General features: G+C 67.2%; 16 protein-coding genes and 2 pseudogenes. 6 read left to right on the top strand and 12 right to left on the bottom strand.

Annotated features, from left to right (window positions below; genetic code table 11):
- The first annotated feature begins 121 nt into the window (after positions 1–121).
- Positions 122–991: an NAD(P)-dependent oxidoreductase gene (locus tag ACOGXQ_RS19985; protein WP_419945354.1), complete on the top strand. Its 870-nt coding sequence runs from the start codon at positions 122–124 to the stop codon at positions 989–991.
- A gap of 121 nt (positions 992–1,112) precedes the next feature.
- On the opposite strand, the gene pheT is transcribed toward ACOGXQ_RS19985, so the two are convergent.
- From pheT to infC, 7 genes and pseudogenes are all read right to left on the bottom strand, one after another.
- Positions 1,113–3,548, bottom strand: a complete 2,436-nt coding sequence (pheT, locus tag ACOGXQ_RS19980) for a phenylalanine--tRNA ligase subunit beta (RefSeq protein ID WP_419945353.1) — start codon at positions 3,546–3,548, stop codon at positions 1,113–1,115.
- Between the two features lie 19 nt (positions 3,549–3,567).
- Entirely contained in the window at positions 3,568–4,668 is a 1,101-nt protein-coding gene (gene pheS, locus ACOGXQ_RS19975; protein ID WP_419945352.1) for a phenylalanine--tRNA ligase subunit alpha, read from the bottom strand.
- 43 nt (positions 4,669–4,711) lie between these two features.
- Positions 4,712–5,236 carry a TrmH family RNA methyltransferase gene (locus tag ACOGXQ_RS19970; RefSeq protein WP_419945351.1) on the bottom strand — a complete coding sequence of 175 codons (525 nt, stop codon included), beginning with the start codon at positions 5,234–5,236 and terminating at the stop codon, positions 4,712–4,714.
- Between the two features lie 36 nt (positions 5,237–5,272).
- A pseudogene (locus ACOGXQ_RS19965) lies at positions 5,273–5,455 on the bottom strand (hypothetical protein); the annotation flags it as partial.
- An 89-nt stretch (positions 5,456–5,544) separates the two neighbouring features.
- Complete coding sequence (gene rplT / locus ACOGXQ_RS19960; RefSeq protein ID WP_419945350.1) at positions 5,545–5,952, bottom strand: 50S ribosomal protein L20; 408 nt, start codon at positions 5,950–5,952, stop codon at positions 5,545–5,547.
- 45 nt (positions 5,953–5,997) lie between these two features.
- Positions 5,998–6,192 carry a 50S ribosomal protein L35 gene (gene rpmI, locus ACOGXQ_RS19955; RefSeq protein WP_419945349.1) on the bottom strand — a complete coding sequence of 65 codons (195 nt, stop codon included), beginning with the start codon at positions 6,190–6,192 and terminating at the stop codon, positions 5,998–6,000.
- Positions 6,193–6,328: 136 nt separating this feature from the next.
- A complete protein-coding gene (gene infC / locus ACOGXQ_RS19950; RefSeq protein ID WP_419945348.1) occupies positions 6,329–6,829 on the bottom strand; it encodes a translation initiation factor IF-3 in 501 nt (166 codons plus the stop codon).
- A gap of 244 nt (positions 6,830–7,073) precedes the next feature.
- Between infC and ACOGXQ_RS19945 the strand changes: the two genes are divergently transcribed.
- Both ACOGXQ_RS19945 and hisG read left to right on the top strand, forming a co-directional pair.
- Positions 7,074–7,562 carry a hypothetical protein gene (locus ACOGXQ_RS19945; protein WP_419945347.1) on the top strand — a complete coding sequence of 163 codons (489 nt, stop codon included), beginning with the start codon at positions 7,074–7,076 and terminating at the stop codon, positions 7,560–7,562.
- Positions 7,563–7,658: 96 nt separating this feature from the next.
- Positions 7,659–8,534, top strand: a complete 876-nt coding sequence (gene hisG / locus ACOGXQ_RS19940; RefSeq protein WP_419945346.1) for an ATP phosphoribosyltransferase — start codon at positions 7,659–7,661, stop codon at positions 8,532–8,534.
- A gap of 78 nt (positions 8,535–8,612) precedes the next feature.
- On the opposite strand, the gene ACOGXQ_RS19935 is transcribed toward hisG, so the two are convergent.
- The 4 genes from ACOGXQ_RS19935 to ACOGXQ_RS19920 all read right to left on the bottom strand — a co-directional run bounded on the left by ACOGXQ_RS19935 (position 8,613) and on the right by ACOGXQ_RS19920 (position 12,463).
- Positions 8,613–9,905 (bottom strand): bifunctional 3,4-dihydroxy-2-butanone-4-phosphate synthase/GTP cyclohydrolase II, encoded by a 1,293-nt coding sequence (locus ACOGXQ_RS19935; RefSeq protein ID WP_419945345.1) that lies wholly within the window; start codon positions 9,903–9,905, stop codon positions 8,613–8,615.
- A gap of 7 nt (positions 9,906–9,912) precedes the next feature.
- Positions 9,913–10,518 carry a riboflavin synthase gene (locus tag ACOGXQ_RS19930; protein WP_419945344.1) on the bottom strand — a complete coding sequence of 202 codons (606 nt, stop codon included), beginning with the start codon at positions 10,516–10,518 and terminating at the stop codon, positions 9,913–9,915.
- A gap of 41 nt (positions 10,519–10,559) precedes the next feature.
- Positions 10,560–11,780, bottom strand: coding sequence for a bifunctional diaminohydroxyphosphoribosylaminopyrimidine deaminase/5-amino-6-(5-phosphoribosylamino)uracil reductase RibD (ribD, locus tag ACOGXQ_RS19925; protein ID WP_419945343.1), 1,221 nt, complete (start codon positions 11,778–11,780; stop codon positions 10,560–10,562).
- A gap of 161 nt (positions 11,781–11,941) precedes the next feature.
- A complete protein-coding gene (locus ACOGXQ_RS19920; protein ID WP_419945342.1) occupies positions 11,942–12,463 on the bottom strand; it encodes a MogA/MoaB family molybdenum cofactor biosynthesis protein in 522 nt (173 codons plus the stop codon).
- Positions 12,464–12,606: 143 nt separating this feature from the next.
- Here ACOGXQ_RS19920 and ACOGXQ_RS19915 point away from each other — a divergent pair, with 143 nt between their 5' ends.
- Positions 12,607–13,023, top strand: a complete 417-nt coding sequence (locus ACOGXQ_RS19915; RefSeq protein ID WP_419945341.1) for a hypothetical protein — start codon at positions 12,607–12,609, stop codon at positions 13,021–13,023.
- Between the two features lie 176 nt (positions 13,024–13,199).
- The gene (locus ACOGXQ_RS19910; protein ID WP_419943892.1) at positions 13,200–14,531 is read left to right on the top strand and encodes an IS1380 family transposase; all 1,332 of its coding nucleotides are present in this window, start codon (positions 13,200–13,202) and stop codon (positions 14,529–14,531) included.
- A gap of 195 nt (positions 14,532–14,726) precedes the next feature.
- Here the strand turns inward: ACOGXQ_RS19910 and ACOGXQ_RS19905 are convergent.
- Positions 14,727–14,891 (bottom strand): annotated as a pseudogene (locus ACOGXQ_RS19905) (IS3 family transposase); the annotation flags it as partial.
- A gap of 138 nt (positions 14,892–15,029) precedes the next feature.
- Here ACOGXQ_RS19905 and ACOGXQ_RS19900 point away from each other — a divergent pair.
- Positions 15,030–18,722, top strand: coding sequence for a Calx-beta domain-containing protein (locus tag ACOGXQ_RS19900; RefSeq protein WP_419945340.1), 3,693 nt, complete (start codon positions 15,030–15,032; stop codon positions 18,720–18,722).
- The last annotated feature ends 412 nt before the right edge of the window (positions 18,723–19,134 follow it).

Genomic DNA, 19,134 nt, shown 5'->3' with positions numbered 1-19,134 from the left:
TGACGGGAGGGGCGATGGAGGGGCAATGACAGCATCGGACATGAGCGTGCGAGTTGCGGTGGAACCTGATTGCTGGCGCCGTCCGATGCTGGTCCAGGCTGTCGAGCGCGGCGGTGGCGCCGTGAGCACGCCCGCGGAGGCATCGGCACTGGTGTGGGCCGAACCCGCCCATGCGAACCTGATCGGCGAGGTGGTGGATGCCAACCCTGGCATCGAGTGGGTGCAACTCCCCTATGCCGGCATCGAGTCCGTCGTCGACGTCGTGACTGCCCGTGGGGCCATCGAGTGGTATTGCGGCAAGGGCGTCTATGCCGAGCCGGTCGCGGAGCACGCGCTGATGCTCGCACTGGCTGGCCTCCGGGGAATGGCGACGTACGCGAGAGCGGATCGATGGACAGCCCCGCAGGGCCACAACCTGCTTCGTGCGAGGGTGACCGTGCTGGGCGGCGGCGGCATCACCGAATCACTGCTGCGACTGCTCAGCCCGTTCGGCTGTGACGTGACCGTGGTCCGGAACCGCCCCCGGTTGTCAGCGCCGCCTGGAGCGGCGTCAACCAGCACAGCAGGAGCGGCGCGTGTGGTGGGGTCCGAAGCGCTCGCCGACATCCTGCCGGGCACCGATGTGCTAGTGCTGGCGCTGGCACTCACCCCGGCAACAACGGGCATCATCGGCGCGGCCGAGCTGGCAGCCCTGCCATCGCACGCTTGGGTCGTGAACGTGGCCCGCGGCGGCCACATCGTCACCGACGACCTGGTCGCCGCCTTGCGGGCAGGCACGATCGGCGGCGCCGCGCTGGACGTGACCGACCCGGAGCCACTTCCGGAGGACCATCCGCTTTGGAGCCTGCCGAATTGCCTCATCACGCCGCACATCGGCAACACACCCGAGATGGGTCTTGCGCTGCTGGCTGATCGAGTGGCCGTCAATGTGTCACGCAGGATTGCCGGCAAACCGCTGATCGGTCCTGTCCACCTCGACCTCGGCTATTGAGAGTGGGGACCGCGCCTCATTTTCGACAGCGTTCCGGGAGGATGGTCGGAAAGCCGCGCTTTCGGTGCCAACAGGTCAGGGACTTGCTGTGTCGGCAAGATCCCCTTTTCCGACCACCCTCCTAGGCACTGCGCAGCGCGACAGCGCTGTCCATCAATGCAACAGCGGCGTTGCATCGATCCCTGATCTGTGCGATCTCTTCATCAGTCAGTGTTCGATCATTTGCCTGGAGCCGCAGCCGATAGGTGATCGCACGCGCGTCCCTTGGAATGCTCGTTCCTCGATAAGCGTCGACGAGAACAACGGTGCGAACGAGCTCGCCGCCGTCGGTCTGCAGGATGGTGCGCACATCCGACGACTGAATGTGCTTCGGTATGACGAACGTCAAGTCGATGTCGCTCGACGGGTAGGCGGACACCACCTGATACGGCCGGCCCGCGGCTGCGGCCGCTGCAGTCAGCAGCGTCTCCGCGTCGAGATGCAGCCAAGCGCAGCGCTCGGTCAGCCCGTGACGTTCGCACACGACCGGGTCGACTTCGCCGACGACGCCGATCGGCTGGTCGCCGAGCATCACCTCGGCTGCCCGCACCGGGTGCATTCCGCTGAGGTCGGCTGCGTTGCGGAGCGAAAGATCGAGCCCGAAATCGCCGGCAATGAGTTCGGCAATGCGGACGGCGTTGTCGGCCTCGCCCCCGGCCCAGATGGCGCCGAGGTGCTCCGTCTCGGTGGGCAGCACCTCGTCCGCGCTGCGCGCCGACGGCGGACCGAACACGACGCCGATCTCGAACAATGACACTGCCTCATTGCGGTGCGAGATGTTGTAGGCGGCGGCCGCGAGCAGACCGGGAAGCAGCGACGGGCGCAGCACGGACTCCTCGGTTGCGAGCGGGTTCAGCAGCCGCACCGGTTCGGCATCGTCGATGCCGGCACGCCGCACGGCATCGGGCGCCAAGAAGGGATTGGGCATCGCCTCGGAGAGGCCCGCGCCGACGAGCACCCGGCGCAGGTCGCGGCGCAGGCGCTGGACTGGTGTCAGGCGCCCGGGTTCGGGTGAGCGGGGCACGGTCCGGCCGAGCCGCCCGTAGCCGTAGTGGCGGGCGACTTCCTCCGCCACGTCAGTCTCGGTCTCCACATCGGGGCGGAAGCTCGGGATCGTCACCTCGAGGGTGTCAGCATCTCCTTCAGCGGTGCATGGAGCGGCGCCACCAGAGACAGCGCACGTCATGCCGATCGGATTGAGCAGGTCGCCGAGGTCGGTGGCGCTGAAGGGTCGCCCCAGCAAGTGGCCCATCCGGTCCGGGCGCACGGCGACGCTCCTGTGTCCCGGCAGATCGCCGCGGGCGTCGAGTCGGCCGCGGTACACCGACACCCCGCCCGGACTGATTCGGTCGAGCAGTTCGCAGAACCGGTCCAGTGCGACTGGCACGAGCTCGTGGTCCGTGCCTCGTTCGAAACGCATCGATGCTTCCGAACGCAGCCCCAGCCGGTGGGAGGTGCGGGTGATCGACAGGTGATCCCACCAGGCGAGTTCTGCCAGCACGGCCGTGGTGTCTTCGCTGATCTCGGTGTCGGCGCCACCCATCACACCCGAAATGCCGATCGGCCGATCGTCCCGGTCGACGATCAGACCGTCGCCGGCGAGCATCTCGCGTTCTGTGCCGTCGAGCGTGACGAGCCGCTCGCCGCCGGCACTCCGGCGTGTCCCCAAGTGACCGCCGGGCACGAGCGACAAGTCGTAGGTGTGGTTCGGCGTTCCCAGCTCGAGCATCACGTAGTTGGAGACGTCGACCACGGAGTTGATGGGGCGCATCCCGCACAGGGTGAGTCGGGCCTGCAACCACAGCGGCGACTGGCTGATCGACACGTCGGTGATGACACGCGCGCCGAATCGGCCGCAGAGATCGGCATCGACGATTTCGACCGACGCCACCGTCGAGATGTCTTCGTCGATCTCGTCCACAACGGGCGCAGGAATCTCGAAGGGGACGCCGAGGCGGGCCGCGAGGTCCCTGGCTGTGCCGGCCACCGACATGGCATCGGGGCGGTTCGGGTTGACCTCGAGGTCGTAGAGCACATCGCCGGCCAAGCCAATCTGGTCCATGAGCGGAGCGCCGAGTTCCAGATCGCCGGGAAGGATCATGATGCCGTCGTGATCTGTGCCCAGTCCGAGCTCGGCCGGCGAACAGCACATCCCCTGTGAGAGCTGGCCCCGCAGGCGCCGCTCACCGATTTCCAGACCGTCCGGCATCGTGGTGCCGACCGTCGCAAGCGGCACCAGGTCGCCCACCGACATGTTGAACGCTCCGCAGCACACCTGCAGGGCGCCGCCGGTGCCCTCCCCGGTCGCGCCCGGCAGTTCCACGTCGACGAGCTGGATGCGGTCGGCTTCAGGGTGCGGTCGCAGGCCTGCGACGCGGGCAACCACCACACCGTCGAGCGACGGCAGGACGCGCATCTCCTCGACGGCCATGCCGAGGTCGCTCAGGTGATCGGCCAGCTCCGCAGGATCGCCCTCGATGGACGCGAACTCGCGCAGCCAGCTCAACAGCACCTTCATGACGTCTCGACTCCCTGCATCAGAACTGGTTCAGGAACCGGATGTCGTTGGTGTACATGTCGCGCAGGTCGTCGATGCCGTGACGCATCAGCGCCAAGCGGTCGATGCCGAAGCCGAACGCGAACCCGGTCCATTCCTCGAAATCGATGCCGCAGTTCGTCAGCACGTTGGGGTGCACCATGCCGCAGCCGCCCAGCTCGATCCAGCCGGTGCGCTGGCAGGTCTGGCAGCCGGCGCCCTCGCAGATCACGCAGTTGATGTCGAACTCGGCAGACGGCTCGGTGAACGGGAAGTAGGACGGTCGCAGCCGCGACGAGATCGCTTTGCCGAAGTAGGCAGACGTGAACTCTTCGAGCGTTCCCGCCAGGTCGGTGAATGAGATGCCCCGATCCACCACCAAGCCCTCGATCTGGTGGAACACAGGCATGTGGCTGGCATCTGCGGTGTCCCGCCGGAATACCCGTCCGGGGCAGATGGTGTAGATCGGCGGCGGCTGGGACTCCATGACCCGGATCTGCACTGGCGAGGTGTGGGTTCGCAGCACCACGTTGGTTGCCTCACCGCCTTCGCCGTCGCCGAGTTCGGTGCGCTCGCCCATGTCCAGGTACAGCGTGTCCCACATCGAGCGGGCCGGGTGTGCCGCAGGCAGGTTGAGGGCTTCGAAGTTGTACCAGTCGGTCTCGGCCTGCGGCCCTTCAGAGACAGTGAAGCCCATGCCGACGAACACGTCTTCGAGTCGCTCGGTGGTCTGGGTGACCAAGTGAAGGTGACCTCGCCCCGGTCCCGGCGGTGTTTCCGTCAGGTCGAGCCATTCACGCTGCATCTGCTCCCGTCGGGCTGCGGCGGCGAGCTCATCGGCAGCGACGGCGTGCGCAACCCGCAATTCCTGCTGAGCTTCGTTGAGTGCCCGTCCGGCGGTCGCACGCAGTTCGACCGCCAATGAGCCGAATCCCTGCTTGATCTGCCCGAGCACCGACTTGCGGCCGAACAGACCCGATTCGGCTTGGGCCAACTCATCGGTGGTGGAGGAGGCGGCGATCGCGGCCAGTCCCTCGCTTCGTGCAACGTCGATGTCGGCAAGCAGCGTGTCGAGGCCTGCGTGGCTGGCTGGACCGTTCACGGCAGGCAGGGTACGAGCCTGCACGGACGAACGGTCGGGAATCTCAGGCGACGGGGCTCATCCTGTACATCAGGACGGCGGCTGCCACGGCCACGTTGAGTGAGTCGACGGGATGTCGCATGGGAATCGCAACTGCCACGTCGGTGCCCGCCACAGCATCGTCGGACGACCCATGCGCCTCGTTGCCCACCACGAGCGCCATGCGTTCTGATCGCAGCAGTTGCGGCAGATCGTCGAGCACCACATCGCCGCCAAGCGCAGCCCGCACCCGCAGGTGACCGGCGTCGGCGAGGGCGTCCAGAACCGCAGCGGTGGGATGCCCGCGGCAGACCATCGGCCCGAAGGTCAGCCCAGCAGCGCCGCGCAACGCCTTGGGACTCCACAGGTCGGTGGCGCCTTCGGTGGCGATGACCGCACCGAACCCGGCGGCCACCGCGCTGCGGACCACCGCACCGGCGTTCCCCGGGTCACGCACCGCTTCGAGCACCACGACTCTGGAGGTGCCTGCTGCGGTGGGCAGCGGCGTGTCAGCGAAGCGGGCGATGGCCAGCACCCCTTGGGGGTTCATGGCATCTGCCAGAGGATCGAGTTGGTCGGCGGGGACAGGGTGGATCGCACCGATCCGTGCCCGGTAATCCGAGCCGAGCCGGACCGAGTCGGGATGGTCCCCGAAGGCTGACGTCGGCGCGTAGCGATCGACCAGCTCAGGACGGGCGAAGACCGACTCGAGCGTCGCGCCGCTCGCCAGTGCCCCGTCGACTGCCCTAGGACCCTCGACGACAGCCAGACCGGTCGCATCACGCTGACGCCGATCGCGTACCAGCCGTGACAGTCGCGCCAGCGCTGCCTTCGAGGGTGCAGTCGGCTCGAGAATGCTCAGGCTGCTGTATCGACTGCGCCGCCGTTACCGGCAGCCGAGTTGTCTGCACTGGCGAGGGCGGCTTCAGCTCGCGCAGCGATCGCTGCGAAGGCTGCGGGGTCGCTCACAGCGAGGTCGGCGAGGTTCTTGCGGTCGACGGTGATCCCGGCCACGCCCAAGCCATGCATGAGGCGGCTGTAGGTGGTCCCGTTCTGGCGAGCCGCCGCGTTGATCCGCTGGATCCACAACCGACGGAACTCGCCCTTGCGCGCCCTGCGGTCGCGGAACGCGTATTGGCCGCTGTGCATGAGCTGCTCGTTGGCGGCCCGGAATGACCTGCTCTTGTTGCCGTAGTAGCCCTTCGCTTGGGCCAAGGTCGCCTTGCGACGGGTGCGACTGGCCACGGATCGCTTGACTCGTGCCACGGTGGTCCTTTCGTGTCGTTTCCTTGAGTGCTCGGGTCTCGAACTTCAGCGACCCAGCATCCGGTTGACGCGCTTGACGTCTGCCGCTGACACGTCGCCTTCCAGCGCCAGCCGCCGCTTGCGTGCCGACGACTTCTTCTCGAGCAGGTGGTTGCGGTTGCGTTTGCGCCGGACGAGCTTGCCGGAACCCGTGGTCTTGAAGCGCTTCTTGGCGCCGCTGTGTGTCTTCATCTTGGGCATGAATTGCTGCCTCGCTGTATTGGCTCAGGCTGTGCTGTATTGGCTCAGGCTGTGCTTGGGAAAGCTGGTTGGGTGCACGAGTCCGGCACGGCGACCGATGGTGCCCCCGCCGGCTGCCGGTCGGACCGGCAACGTGTCATTCGCTTGACGGAACGGCTGCTTTGCGACGCTGGCGGGAAGCGCGATCCGGACTCAGCAACATCGTCATGTTGCGACCGTCCAGCCGCGGGAACTGATCGACCTTCCCGATGTCGGCTACTGCCTCGGCGACACGTTCCAAGATCTGGCCACCCAACTCGGGGTGGAACACCTCCCGGCCACGGAACATAACCGTGACCTTGACCTTGTGGCCGTCCTCGAGGAACTTGCAGACCTTGGACGTCTTGGTGCCGAAATCCCCGGACCCGATCTTGGGCCGGTACTTCATCTCCTTCAGCCCCGTGTGCGTCGCCTTGCGCCGCGACTCCTTCGCCCGCTGGGCCGCCTCGTACTTGTACTTGCCGTAATCCATGATCCGGCAGACCGGCGGGGCGGCATTCGGCGCCACCTCGACAAGGTCGAGGTCCATATCGCGGGCGATCTGCAGTGCTTCCGGCAGCGACTTGATGCCGATCTGCTCGCCGTCCGGTGCTACCAAGCGGACCTCGCGGACCCTGATGTCCTCGTTGATCCGGGCGTCACCGTCGCTGGCGCGTGCTATGGCCGTACTCGCTTGTCCAAAGGACGCTCCTCGTCCACGCGGCGTCCTCGTGTGAACCCGGTGCCGCAACGCGCCCTAGGGCGGTTGGGTGGGGTCGGACCCCGCTTATTCCAGTTGTAAGGGCCGTAGGGTAACAGCGCAGGCCATATGCAGCACTGCGGGACAGCCAAAGAGGTCGCCGATGAGCACGTTGTGGACACCGGAAGGTGAGCACCGGGTGCCGCGCGAGCGCACCGACCGACCGTCGGAGAGGCAACCCGACGACGAGGGTGTCTTTGACACGGCTGACGATGAAAGTGCATTCGCCGAGACACTTGATGTGGATCCTGAGACGGGCCTGCCGATCGATCCGCGCACCGGCGGGCCATTCGATCCGCAAGAGCTGGCCGAGATGCAGGAGCGGCTGCGCGAGGCCCAAGAGCAGCTGATCTCGGTACCGGCTGCCGAGATCGTGCAGAACCACATGATGGGGTTGTTCGAGCTGGCGGCACTTCACCTGCGCCGCGAGCCTGCCGATCTCGACGAGGCACGGCTGCCGATCGATGCGCTCGGTTTGCTGGTGGACCATCTCGCCGATCAGCTTCCTGCAGGAGAGACGCTGCGAGGTGCACTGCACCAGATCCGATTGGCGTACGTCGAGATCCACAAGCGCCAGTCGGCTGCCGACTAGGCACCGCGCCGCCTGCCGTCCACCGCTCGGGCCATAGCAGCGCACATCACAAAATCAGCGGGGCGTACCGGGGTGCGTTAGGTACCGTAGCCGCCCATGCTCAAGCTCGTGCTCCCCAAAGGTTCGCTCGAAGAGGCAACCCTGCAGCTCTTTTCCGAGGCCGACCTGCCGGTGCGCCGCAGTTCTGCGGTGGATTATCGCGCCACCATTGACGACCCGCGCATCGACGAAGTCCGCATCCTGCGGCCCCAGGAGATACCCAACTACGTGGAGGACTGCCTGTTCGACTTGGGCATCGGCGGGCGTGACTGGATCGAAGAAACCAGCAGCGACGTGGTCTCGCTGGGCGAGTTGCGCTATTCCAAGGCCACGTCGCGGCCATTCCGCATCGTCGTCGCCGTCCCCGAGGACAGCAGCTTTCGGACGCTCACCGACTTGCCCGACGGTGTTCGCGTGTCCAGCGAGTATCCCGAGCTCACCCGTCGTCATTTCGCGGAGCGCGGCATCGACGCCGACATTCGCTTGAGCTACGGCGCGACTGAGGCCAAGGCACCTGAGATCGTCGACGCTGTCGTAGACGGAACCGAGACAGGTCGGGCCTTGCGGGCCGCAGGCCTGCGGATCATCGACGAGATCCTCACGAGCTACACCGAGATCTTCACCAACCGAGCTGCGTATGACGACCCGGACAAACGCCGGGCCATGACCCAGATCAAGACACTTCTCGACGGGGTACTGGATGCGCGTGGTCGTGTTCTGGTGAAACTGAACGTGGGGCGCGAGCACCTCGACGCCGTGGTTGAGCTGCTTCCCTCCATGAAGGCGCCGACAGTCAACGAGCTGTGGGGCGGCGAGGCCTACGCCGTCGAGACCGTCGTGCCGAAGCACCAGATCAACGTGCTGATTCCGGAGCTTCTCGAACAGGGCGCGACCGACATCATCGAGATGCCGATCTCCAAAATCGTCCCCTAGTGCTGCGTCGCTCGGTGCTGCGTCGCTCGGCATCTCGGCAAGATCAGACACCGCGATGCCGATCTCGGTGATCGTCCCCTAGTCGGCGAGCGGGGGCGCCTCTTCGAGGCCGATCTCGGCCCCGCCTTCGGCAGGGTCGTCCATGAGGTGGCCCAAGCGCATCTTCTTGGTGCGAAGGTAGGCGCGGTTGTAGGGATTGGCATTCGTCGAAGTCGGCACCCGCTCGAGGATCTCCAGCCCGTAGCCAGACAGCCCGCCGATCTTGTTGGGGTTGTTCGTCATGAGGCGCAGCTTCTGCACGCCGAGCTCGGCCAGGATCTGCGCCCCGATGCCGTACTCCCTGCTGTCCACGGGCAGGCCCAGCTCCAGGTTGGCGTCGACGGTGTCACGTCCGCGATCTTGCAGCGAATACGCGGCGATCTTGTGACCGATGCCGATGCCGCGGCCCTCATGGCCCCGCAGGTACACCAGCACCCCGGCGCCGGCTTCTGCGATGGCTTCAAGCGCGCTGTGCAGCTGCGAGCCGCAGTCGCAGCGCATGGAGGCCAGGATGTCGCCGGTCAGGCACTCGCTGTGGACCCGCACCAGCACCGGTTCGGAGCCCATCACCGCGCCGTAGGTCAGCGCCAAGTGCTCGGTGTCGTCGAAGTCACGGAAGACGTGGCCCATGAACTCGCCGTAGATGGTGGGGATGCGTGCCTGGGCGATCGGGTCGACCAAGCGCTCGTTGACACGCCGGTAACGGATGAGATCGGCGATCGAGATCAGCAACATGCCGTGCTGATTCGAGAACTCCACGAGCTCCGGCAACCGAGCCATCGTTCCGTCGTCGTTGACGACTTCGCACAGCACGCCAGCGGGGTGGCATCCGGCCAAGCGAGCCAAGTCCACCGCGGCCTCGGTATGGCCGGCCCGCTTCAGCACGCCTCCGGGGCGATAGCGCAGCGGCAGCACATGACCGGGCCGGTTGAAGTCGTTGGCGCTGGACTTCGGATCGGCCAGCAGGTTGAGAGTACGGGATCGATCCGATGCGGAGATTCCCGTCGTGGTGCCTTCGGCGGCGTCGACGGTCACCGTGTACGCAGTCCGCATCGACTCGGTGTTGACGGTGACCATGAGCGGCAGCGCCAGCTCGTCGAGCCGCTCCCCCATCAGCGGGGCACAGATGACACCCGAGGTGTAACGCACGAAGAAGGCCAAGGCCTCCGGCGTCGCGTACTCGGCCGCCATGATGAGGTCGCCTTCATTCTCTCGGTCCTCGTCGTCCACGACCACGACGATCTCGCCGCGGCCGATCGCGTCGATGGCGTCGGGAATCGCCGCGAACGGCGAGCCGTCCGGAGGGTTCTCGGCGGTGCTTGGTGCGGTCATGCCGGAATCAATTGTGGTCGAAGACGAGACCATTCTGCCCGAGCAGGCGCTCGACGTAACGGGCGAGGACGTCAACCTCGAGATTGACGAGGTCGCCGGCCTGCGCGGTGCCCATGGTGGTCATAGCCATGGTGTGCGGGATGAGCGCCACCGAGAACTCGCATCCGCCCTCGTCGTCGTCGGTGATATCGAAGCACGTCAGGCTGATGCCGTTGAGGGTCACTGAGCCCTTCTCGACCAGGTATCGGCGTAGGCCGCCCTCGGGTCCGACGGCGACGCGCAGGTCAGGGGCGGGGCGCTTGATGGTGGCCACTCCGTCGACGTGGCCCTGCACGAGGTGTCCGCCGAGCCGGTCGGCGTAGCGCAAGCAGCGCTCGAGGTTCACGGGATCCCCCTCCGCCAGCGAACCCAGCACAGTTCGCTTGGCGGTCTCAGCGCTGACGTCGGCCTCCCACCAGCCGTCCCCCATCTCGACGACGGTTAAGCAGCAGCCGTTCACAGCGATCGAGTCGTCGACAGAGGCATCCGTGAGCACGAGGTCGGCAGTGAACCGGTACCGCTCGCCGTCGCGGCCGGCGAAGCTGCCGAGTTCTTCGACCAGTCCGGTGTACATCGATGCTCCCTCCGTGATCTCTTCAGTGCTCGTTGATCTCTTCAGTGCTCGTTCGGGGGGCGAGCGCCGTGGCCGGCGGTGCCGGCGATATCGGACGGATCGATGGTCTGCTGCGCTCGCGGGTGCATCGTGATGCGCACATCTGCTCCTATGGTGCGGGTATCGGCAATCTCGCCTCGCCAGAATTCGCCGATGGTGGGCGCGCCGGGACCCGCCAGCATCGGCAGCCCGTCGTCGCCGCCAGAGAGTGCAGGCGCCAGGTACACGACGTACTCGTCGACGAAGCCGTCGCGGTGCAGCTCACCCGCGATCTGGGCGCCGCCTTCGACCAGCATCTCGATCACGCCGTCGGCGGCAAGCCGCCGCAGGACCCCCCGCAGCGCACCGCTCTCCTCGCTGCAAGGCTGCACGCTGGCGTCGGCGGATGCCAGACCGAGCACGTAGCGGCGAGGGTCGAGCCGCTCGGCGGCGGCGACTGAGAACGGCAGCGTGGCCGGATTGGGATGCCCGTCGCGCAACCGCTCGCGCAGGTCGAACAGCGGGCGGTGGGGGCTGTCGTCGGGAAGATCGCGCACAGTCAGCGAGGGATTGTCGGACCGCACCGTGCCTGCGCCCACGAGCACGGCGTCGCAGCGGGCGCGCAGGGCGTGGACGTCGGCCCGGGCAGTCGGCGAGGTGATCCACTGCGAAGTGCCGTCGGGCGCGCCGATGCGGCCGTCGAGGGTGGCGGCCATCTTGAGCACCACCCAAGGCCTGCCGTAGCGGCGCTGGTGCAGGTACGGCCGCAGCGAGACCGCCGCGGCGGGAGCAAGGGAGACGCCTTCGCCGACTTCGTCCCCGAACACGGCCGCGACCTGCACTTCGATGCCCGCGTCGCGCAGAGCCTCAATGCCGGTGCCGGCCACGTTGGGATCAGGGTCGGTCACGCCGACGACGACGCGGGCGATGTCGGCCGAGATGACCGCCTCGATGCACGGCGCGGTGCGGCCCGTATGCGAGCACGGTTCAAGCGTGGTGACCAGAGTGCCGCCGACTGAGTCGGCGCCAACGTCACGGGCAGCGTCGAGCGCGACGATCTCGGCGTGCCTGCCTGGAGGTGGCTCGGTGGCGCCCTCGAACGTCTGCCCATCGGTCGTTATGAGCACTGCACCCACCCACGGATTCGGTGCCGTCGTGCCGCGCACGCACTCCCCCAGTTCGACGGCGCGCTGCATCGCGCCCTCGACGGAGGCATCGGTCTCGGGCGCCGGCAGATCGGTCACCCCGGGGCGTGGGTCGAGGCCGGCCGTCTCTCGCGTCGCGGTTTCCGCAACTGGCGTCATAGCCTCCGCTGCGTCGTCGCTGGGATTGCGCGGCGGCACGGGTTTCGGTGCGGATCGCCGTGCGGAGCTCGGCGGGGGTCGTCGATATGGGCGGCGCGGCATCAGTGCAGTCGTTCGCCTGCCAGCAGGGCCAGAGCGTGCGGGAGCACATCGGCCACTGCCTCGAAGCACTCCACACACCCTTTGGTGGAGCCGGGGGTGTTCAGCACGATCGCACGGCCGATGATGCCCGCAACCCCTCGCGACAGCCGACCCAGCGGGTTCGCCAGCCGCATCGCCTCAGCGAGGCCGGGAGCTTCTCGCTCGATTACCGCGCAGGTGCCTTCAGGCGTGAGATCGCGCTCGGTGAAGCCGGTGCCGCCAGTGGTGACGATCAGGCCTTCGAACCCAGAGGACATCTCAGTCAACGCATCAGACACCGCCTCGACGCCATCAGCCACGACACGTCGCTCGACCACTTCGTATCCAGCGGCAGCCAGTGCTTCGCCCAGCGCCTCGCCGCTGCGATCCTCACGGGTTCCGGCGATCACGCCGTCGGAGACGGTCAACACCTTCGCGGCGAACTGGTGTCCGCCGTCAGCCTGGCGGTGAGCGTGGTGGTGTGCCGCGTGCGATCCGGCCATCGCGGCAGGCTACCGCCGACCATTTGGCCGTCACGCTTGGCGGGTGCGCAGGCCGGTTCATTCTCTTGGACCGACGACCTGCTGCTGCACCCCGTCACTAGCCTGTGCACATAGGTCGTCTGTGGGAAGTCGAGATCTGATCGATGAGCGAAGTCCGCACTGTCATGTTCAACCTCGACACCGTGCGCGTGGCGCTGCATGTACTGGCAGTCACGGTGTGGATCGGAGGCCAGATTGTGGTCGGCGCTGTCGTGCCCATTGTCGGGCGCGCCTTCCCCGGCTCCGGCAAAGTCGCCGCCAAGGCATTCTCGCGGGTGGCTTGGCCGGCATTCGGCATAACGGTAGTGACGGGGCTGTGGGGCATGCTCGCCATACCGAGCGAGGAGACCAGCACGGGATGGTCGATGCTGCTGGGGATCAAGATGCTGCTGGTACTGATTTCCGGTACCGCTGCAGTGGTGCACCAGAACGCCGGAGACAACGTGATGAAGCGCGGCGTCGGGGCAGGTGTCACGTTGCTGTTCGGCTTGGCAGCGCTGGTGATGGGCGTGATGCTCTGAGAAGCTGAACCCTGGGTCCGAACGGCCCGCGGGTTACCGGACGACGTCGGCTCTAAGCCCCGATCCACCGGTTCGGTTGGGCTGGTGGGGGTTTGCGTCCACCAGAAAGGCCTCCTGACGTGGCATTTTGCCGGTTGTGAGAACGCGGCGTGATGCCATGACGGGAGGCACTTTCTGTGAGCGATGATACGCGGTTGTTGGACCGGGTCGAGGCAGTGTTCGACGAGGGCTCTTTGGTGGGGGACGCGGGTCTGCTGGCGGTGGGCACCTTGGCGGGCCGGCTGGGCTTGGAGGGCTTGATCGACGAGACTGTGCGTCCGCCGGCGGCGGGCCGCGGGTCGGGAGCGAAGGTGCTCACGGCGGTGTGCTCGATGCTGGTGGGCGGGTCGTTCTTCTCTGACGCGGATCGGCTGCGGGCCGGCTCGGCTGGGTCGGTGCTGGGGTTCGCGCCGGTGGCGCCGTCCACGCTGGGGACGTTCGCGAGGTCGTTCTCGTGGGGTCATGTGCGCCAGCTCGACCGCGCCCAGGAGCTCGCGTTGGGCCGTGCGTGGGCTGCTGGGGCCGCCCCGGCCGCGGAAGCGATCACGGTCGACATCGACTCCACGCTGTGCGAGGTGCACAGCGACGCGAAGCACGGCGCCGCGTACGGCCACGGCGGGCGGCTCGGCTATCACCCGCTGGTGGCGGCCCGCGACGACACCGGTGAGATCGTGCACTCCCGGATGCGCAAGGGCTCCTCGCAGCGGGGACACGTCGATTTCGCCGCGGAGACCTTGGCGCGGGTGCGCCGCCTGGCGCCGGGCGCGGCGCTCACGCTTCGAGCTGACGCGGGGTTCTTCTCGTGGGACCTGATCGACAAGCTCGACGCGCACGGCACGAGGTTCCTGATCGCGATCGCCCGCAACCCTGCTGTCGACAAGGCGATCGCCGCCATCGGCGACGACGACTGGACACCGATCGGCTACACCGACGACGGCGAAGCCCAGGTCGCCCAGGCCACGCTGACCAGCGGCCGACGCGCTGCGGGCAAGCCCAAGCGCACGGTCCGCCTCGTGGTGCGCCGCACCCGCCTCGTCGGCGACCAAGCCGAGCTGTGGCCGAACTGGCGCCACCACGCGTTCGTCACCGACATCGACGACGACGAGCTCGACACCAAAGCAGCCGACACCGCCTACCGCGCCCACGCCCGCGTCGAACAAGCAATCAAGGACCTCAAAGCCGGCGGCCTCGCCCACAGCCCCTCAGGACGGTTCGCGGCCAACGCCGCCTGGCTCGCCTTCGCCGTCCTCGCCCACAACATCGCACGCTGGACCGCGCGCATCGGCCGGGTCCACGAACCCCGCAAGCTCACCGTCGCAGCCACCATCGCCCGACGCCTGCTCAACATCCCCGCCCGGCTCGTCAACCGCAGCGGCCGACCCACCCTGCGGCTGCCCGCCAAATGGCCCTGGGCAGCCCAGTTCACCGCCGCGCTGCGACACATCCGCAACCTGCCCCAGCGCTGCTGAGCAAACCCCAGCGCCACGCAGCGCCGCGCAGCACACCCCAGGCGCAGCACACAAACCAACCCCCGAGCCGACGCCGACCAACCACGCGTCCGCCCAGCCCTCACCCCGCCCCCACGACAAACCGCGCCACCGACATCCCGCCCAACCCGACACCGCACACCCCACCGGTGGATCTGGGCTAAGCAGATCGATGAACTCAACGCGGCGCACCCACTTGTGCACCGTCTCCGGCGTCGGGTCCAGCTTTTTGGCGACCGAGCAGATCGCATCCCACTGAGACCCGAACTGGCGCTCACCCTCGAGCACCATCCTCACCGCCCGCTCACGCAGCTCGACTGGATATCTCCCATTTCCTGGCATCGCTCCATCCTCTCAAGGAACAGAGCCTCCACCAAAACCGGGGTGATTCATGGGGTTGTAGGGTCGCGTGTTGTGCGGGTTCGTTTGTTGTCTCTGTCTCGTTCCTGTGTTGGCGGCGGGAGCGTTGGGGTTGGTTCGGTGCTGGGGTTGGTTCGGGGTTTTGCGGGTGGTGTGAGGTGTCGGCGCGGCGTTTCGCCGGGCCGCGGCAGGGGTCTGTGGGGTGTGCTTGTCGTGGTGGTGTTGGCGGGGGGTGCGGTGCCGTCGGCGGGTGCGCAGTCGGAGGGTTCTGGTGGTGTGGTGTTGGTGGTGGTGAATGGTTCGTCGTTGGCTGATGTGGGTGTGGCGGCTGGGCTGGTGGGTGGCGGTGTGGGTGATGTGGTGGTGGCGGCGGAGTCGGCTGGGGGTTTGGGCGAGTCGGCTGGGGGTGTGGTTCGGGCTGCGGGTGTGGTGTCGGGTGTGGTGCTGGTGGGCGGCGAGGCTGCGTTGGGCGGTGCTGTGGCTGCGGAGTTGGAGTCGTTGGCGCCCGGTGTTGTGGTGGAGCGTGTGAGCGGCGCGGATCGGGTGGCGACGGCGGCTGCTGCGGCGCGTCGGGTGCTGGCGGGCCGTTCGGGCGGGGCCGCTGCGGGGGTGGTGTTGGCGGATGGGTGGTCGTTGGCTGATGTGGGTGTGGCGGCTGCGGTGGTGGCTGCGGGCGGCGCGGATGTGGTGCTGTACTCGGGTTCGGGTTCGTTGCCGGACCAGACGCGGCAGGTGCTCGCTGGTGAGGCGGTCGGCGGGATCGTGGTGGTGGGCGGCGCGGCGGCGGTGCCTGACTCGGTTGTCGCTGCGGCGGCCGGGGCGGCCGGCGGCGTCGGGACAGAGCGTGTGGGCGGCAAGGACCGGGTGGCGACAGCCGCGCTGGCGGCCCGCCGGTGGGCGCCCGGCTGCGCGGAGGCCGCGGTGATCGCGAACGGCTGGTCGCAGGCAGACGTCGGCACGGCGGCGGCGCTGGCGGCGGCGCTGGGCGACAGCGTGGTGCTCTACACGGCGAGCGCGGACGGGCTGGGCAGCGACACGCGCTCGGCGCTGGGACGCGTCCGCCCGCAGCTCGCGGTCGTGGTCGGCGACACCGACACGATCAGCAACAGCACAGCCGACGAGCTCGCCGAGCTCGGCTACCCCGCCGCACGCGTCACCGACGCCGCAGCCGCCGCCCGCTACGCACTCGACAACGACCTCCGCAACTGCCGCACCACCACCGCCGCACCCCGCAGCCCCACCGGCACAGAAACCCCCAACGAAACCTCCAACGACAACAACACACCAGACAACACCAACCCAGACACCGACAACAGCACCCCACAAGGCAACACCAACACCGACAACACCAACCCAGACACCGACAACACCGACAACACCAACCCAGACACCGACAACACCGACAACAACACACCAGACAACACCAACCCGGACACCGACAACACCGACAACAACACACCAGACAACACCAACCCAAACACCGACAACAGCACCCCACAAGACAACACCAACACCGACAACACCAACACCGACAACACCAACACCGACAACACCAACCCGGACACCGACAACAGCACCCCACAAGGCAACACCAACCCAGACAACACCAACACCGGGGACGTTGCTTCTCGTGATGAGGTGTGCTCGAGGCCGTCCGCTTGGTTCAGCCCGAGCCGGGTCAAGGTCACTGAGGGCGGCGCGGCGGAGACGATCACCGTGGAGCTGTCCGAGGCGCCAACAGTGCCGGTCACATTCCAGTTGAACCTCGCCCACGGCGACGCGGTGAGCAACGACGACTATGTGCTGTCGCACTCGACGCTGGCATTCGGGGCCGCCCAGACCCAGGCGGCCTTCAGAGTGGCCGCAGCCGACGACAGCCGACTCGAACTCGACGAGACGCTGACCTTCAGCCTCGCCGCCCCGTCGAACCCGTGCGTCCGGCTGTCCTCGTCGGGGAAGGCGACCGTGACGCTGGTCGACGCCGACACCCCCGATGTGGGCATCAGCTTCAGCAGCGGGTCCTATCGCGTCGAAGAGGGCGGCGCGCCGGTGACTGTCACCGTGGAGCTGTCCGAGGCGCCCCAGCGAGAAGTCACGGTGCCGCTCAAGGTCGCATTGCGCGGCGCTGGTCGCCGGTACTCGCTGTCGCGCAGCGCGTTGGCGTTCGCGGCGGACCAGACCAGCGCGACGTTCACCGTGACCGTCGCGGACGACGGCCTCAACAACGACGGCCATCGGCTGTCCCTGAGTTTCGGCGACCTGCCGCCACGGTTCACCGCGGTCGATCCGCGCACCGCGACCGTCGACATCGTCGACGACGAGATCGGGGTGCGGCTGCAAAGGGTGCACCAATACGCGTATGAGGGCGGCAGCGACGCTCAGGTCCGCGTCAGCATCGACAGCCCGCCCGAAGAGACGATCACGATCACGCTGACAGCAGACCTGCGCGGCGGTGCCGTCGCCGACGACATCAGCTACTCAGTCGAGGACCTCAGCTTCGACTTCGGCGCAGGAGAGACCCAGAAGACCATCACCGTGACCGCCGTCGACGACTCAGACGACGACGACGGCGAATACGTGGTCTTCGCCTTGGGAGACCTGCCCGACGGCGTCCTCAGCACCTCCGGCACTTCGCTCACGATCCGCCTCGTCGACAACGACGGACTGTTCTCACGCCAGCCCGAGAAGGATTTCACCGACCTGTACCCGGCCGAAGTGCGCGAGACCAATGTGCGTGTGAGGACCGATAGGGACCCGAATGGCCTATGGTCGGACGGAACGACCATGTGGGTGCTCTTCGAATGGGTCGCTGAATTCGTCGCTGCGTACGACATGAACACCCGCGCCTTGGACCCGAACCGCATCTTCGACACCGAAGACAGCAACTTCTACAACAGGACGCCGCAACCGTTCGACCTGTGGTCCGACGGCGACACCTTGTGGGTCGCCGACCACCTGCGCTGCTTCCTGTTCGCGTTCGACTTGGCGACGCTCACCCACAACGGCGACCTCGATGTCGACATGAGCGGGCATCACGGCAGCCGATTCTGCGAAGCCTCGGGCATCTGGTCCGACGGCGACACCGTGTGGGTGGCCGAGGACTCACACGACAAGATCTTCGCGTACTCGCTCGCAACCGGTGAGCGTCGCTCGCAACACGACATCACCACGATTGCCGCAGCGGGCGCGACCTCGCCGTCGGCGCTGTGGTCCGATGGCGTCACGATGTGGGTGGCTGACAGACATGACAAGCGGGTCTACGCGTTCGATCTTGACAGCGGCGCACGCCGCAGCGACCTCGAACTCACGCCGACTGTTCTCGACTGGGCGGGTGTCGTCATCGCACGCGGGATCTGGTCCGACGGAGCGACCATGTGGGTGTCCGACATCAAACAAGAGTGGCACTGCGGAGACCCACAGGCGCACTTCTTGAACTGCAACGCTGACGCGCCGGGGAAGATCTACGCGTTCAGCATGCCGGTCTCGGCGGCGTTGGAGTCGCTGTCGGTCTCGGGTGCGGACTTCGGGCTGTTCCAGACGGGCATCTTCGCCTATGAGGGCACCGCGGCGGCGGGCGCGACATCGGCGACGGTGACCGCGGCGGCGGCGTTCGCGGACAACGCGACGGTGACGGTCGCATGGGAGGCAGCCGACGGCACGACCGGCACAGGGACCTCAGCGACGCTCAGCGCGGGCGACAACACGATCACGGTGACGTCGTCTTATGACGCCGACGGCGACGCGGACACCGACAACGCCGACGTGCGCGTCTATACGGTCACGGTCACCGTGCCCGCAGCCGACGACAGCTGAGCTGAGGACTCGAGCCAGTAGGCACTGATACAGCAGCAGTTCGCTTCGAATTCTGCTCTGGTTACCGACCGGCTCGCCTACCCGCACGGGTTCTGAGACGCCGCCGTAAGACGACATGGCTTCCGTCTCTCGACAACGAGAACCCTCAAGCAACTGCGGCCTACAACAACATCGTGACAAATCGGCACGCTGTTGCGCATGGAGGGCAGCGCCAAGCCAGCTGGCGGGATGTCTATGGATGGCGGGCCGCGGCATCGACCTGACAGCCCCGGCGCCGCCCGTCCGCTGGGGTGTTCCAAGCGCGTCGGGCCAATCTGATGGCATCGGCGATGTACATGCGGCCGGGGTCGAGGTATTGCATTGCGTCGAGGGGACAACTCAAGTCGAGGTACTGGCGCAGCACTCGGGCTCT

The sequence above is a fragment of the Candidatus Poriferisodalis sp. genome, from assembly GCF_965208485.1.
In the GTDB taxonomy this organism is placed as follows: domain Bacteria; phylum Actinomycetota; class Acidimicrobiia; order Acidimicrobiales; family Poriferisodalaceae; genus Poriferisodalis.
This window is presented reverse-complemented; position numbering and strand designations above follow the sequence as displayed.

Coding starts and splice junctions, on each gene's coding strand:
- ACOGXQ_RS19945 (WP_419945347.1), top strand. CDS start 7,074: ATGAGCACGTTGTGGACACCGGAAGGTGAGCACCGGGTGCCGCGCGAG.
- hisG (WP_419945346.1), top strand. CDS start 7,659: ATGCTCAAGCTCGTGCTCCCCAAAGGTTCGCTCGAAGAGGCAACCCTG.
- rpmI (WP_419945349.1), bottom strand. CDS start 6,192: ATGCCCAAGATGAAGACACACAGCGGCGCCAAGAAGCGCTTCAAGACC.
- pheT (WP_419945353.1), bottom strand. CDS start 3,548: ATGAAGGTGCTGTTGAGCTGGCTGCGCGAGTTCGCGTCCATCGAGGGC.
- ACOGXQ_RS19930 (WP_419945344.1), bottom strand. CDS start 10,518: ATGTACACCGGACTGGTCGAAGAACTCGGCAGCTTCGCCGGCCGCGAC.
- ACOGXQ_RS19935 (WP_419945345.1), bottom strand. CDS start 9,905: ATGACCGCACCAAGCACCGCCGAGAACCCTCCGGACGGCTCGCCGTTC.
- ACOGXQ_RS19970 (WP_419945351.1), bottom strand. CDS start 5,236: ATGAACCCCCAAGGGGTGCTGGCCATCGCCCGCTTCGCTGACACGCCG.
- ACOGXQ_RS19915 (WP_419945341.1), top strand. CDS start 12,607: ATGAGCGAAGTCCGCACTGTCATGTTCAACCTCGACACCGTGCGCGTG.
- ACOGXQ_RS19920 (WP_419945342.1), bottom strand. CDS start 12,463: ATGGCCGGATCGCACGCGGCACACCACCACGCTCACCGCCAGGCTGAC.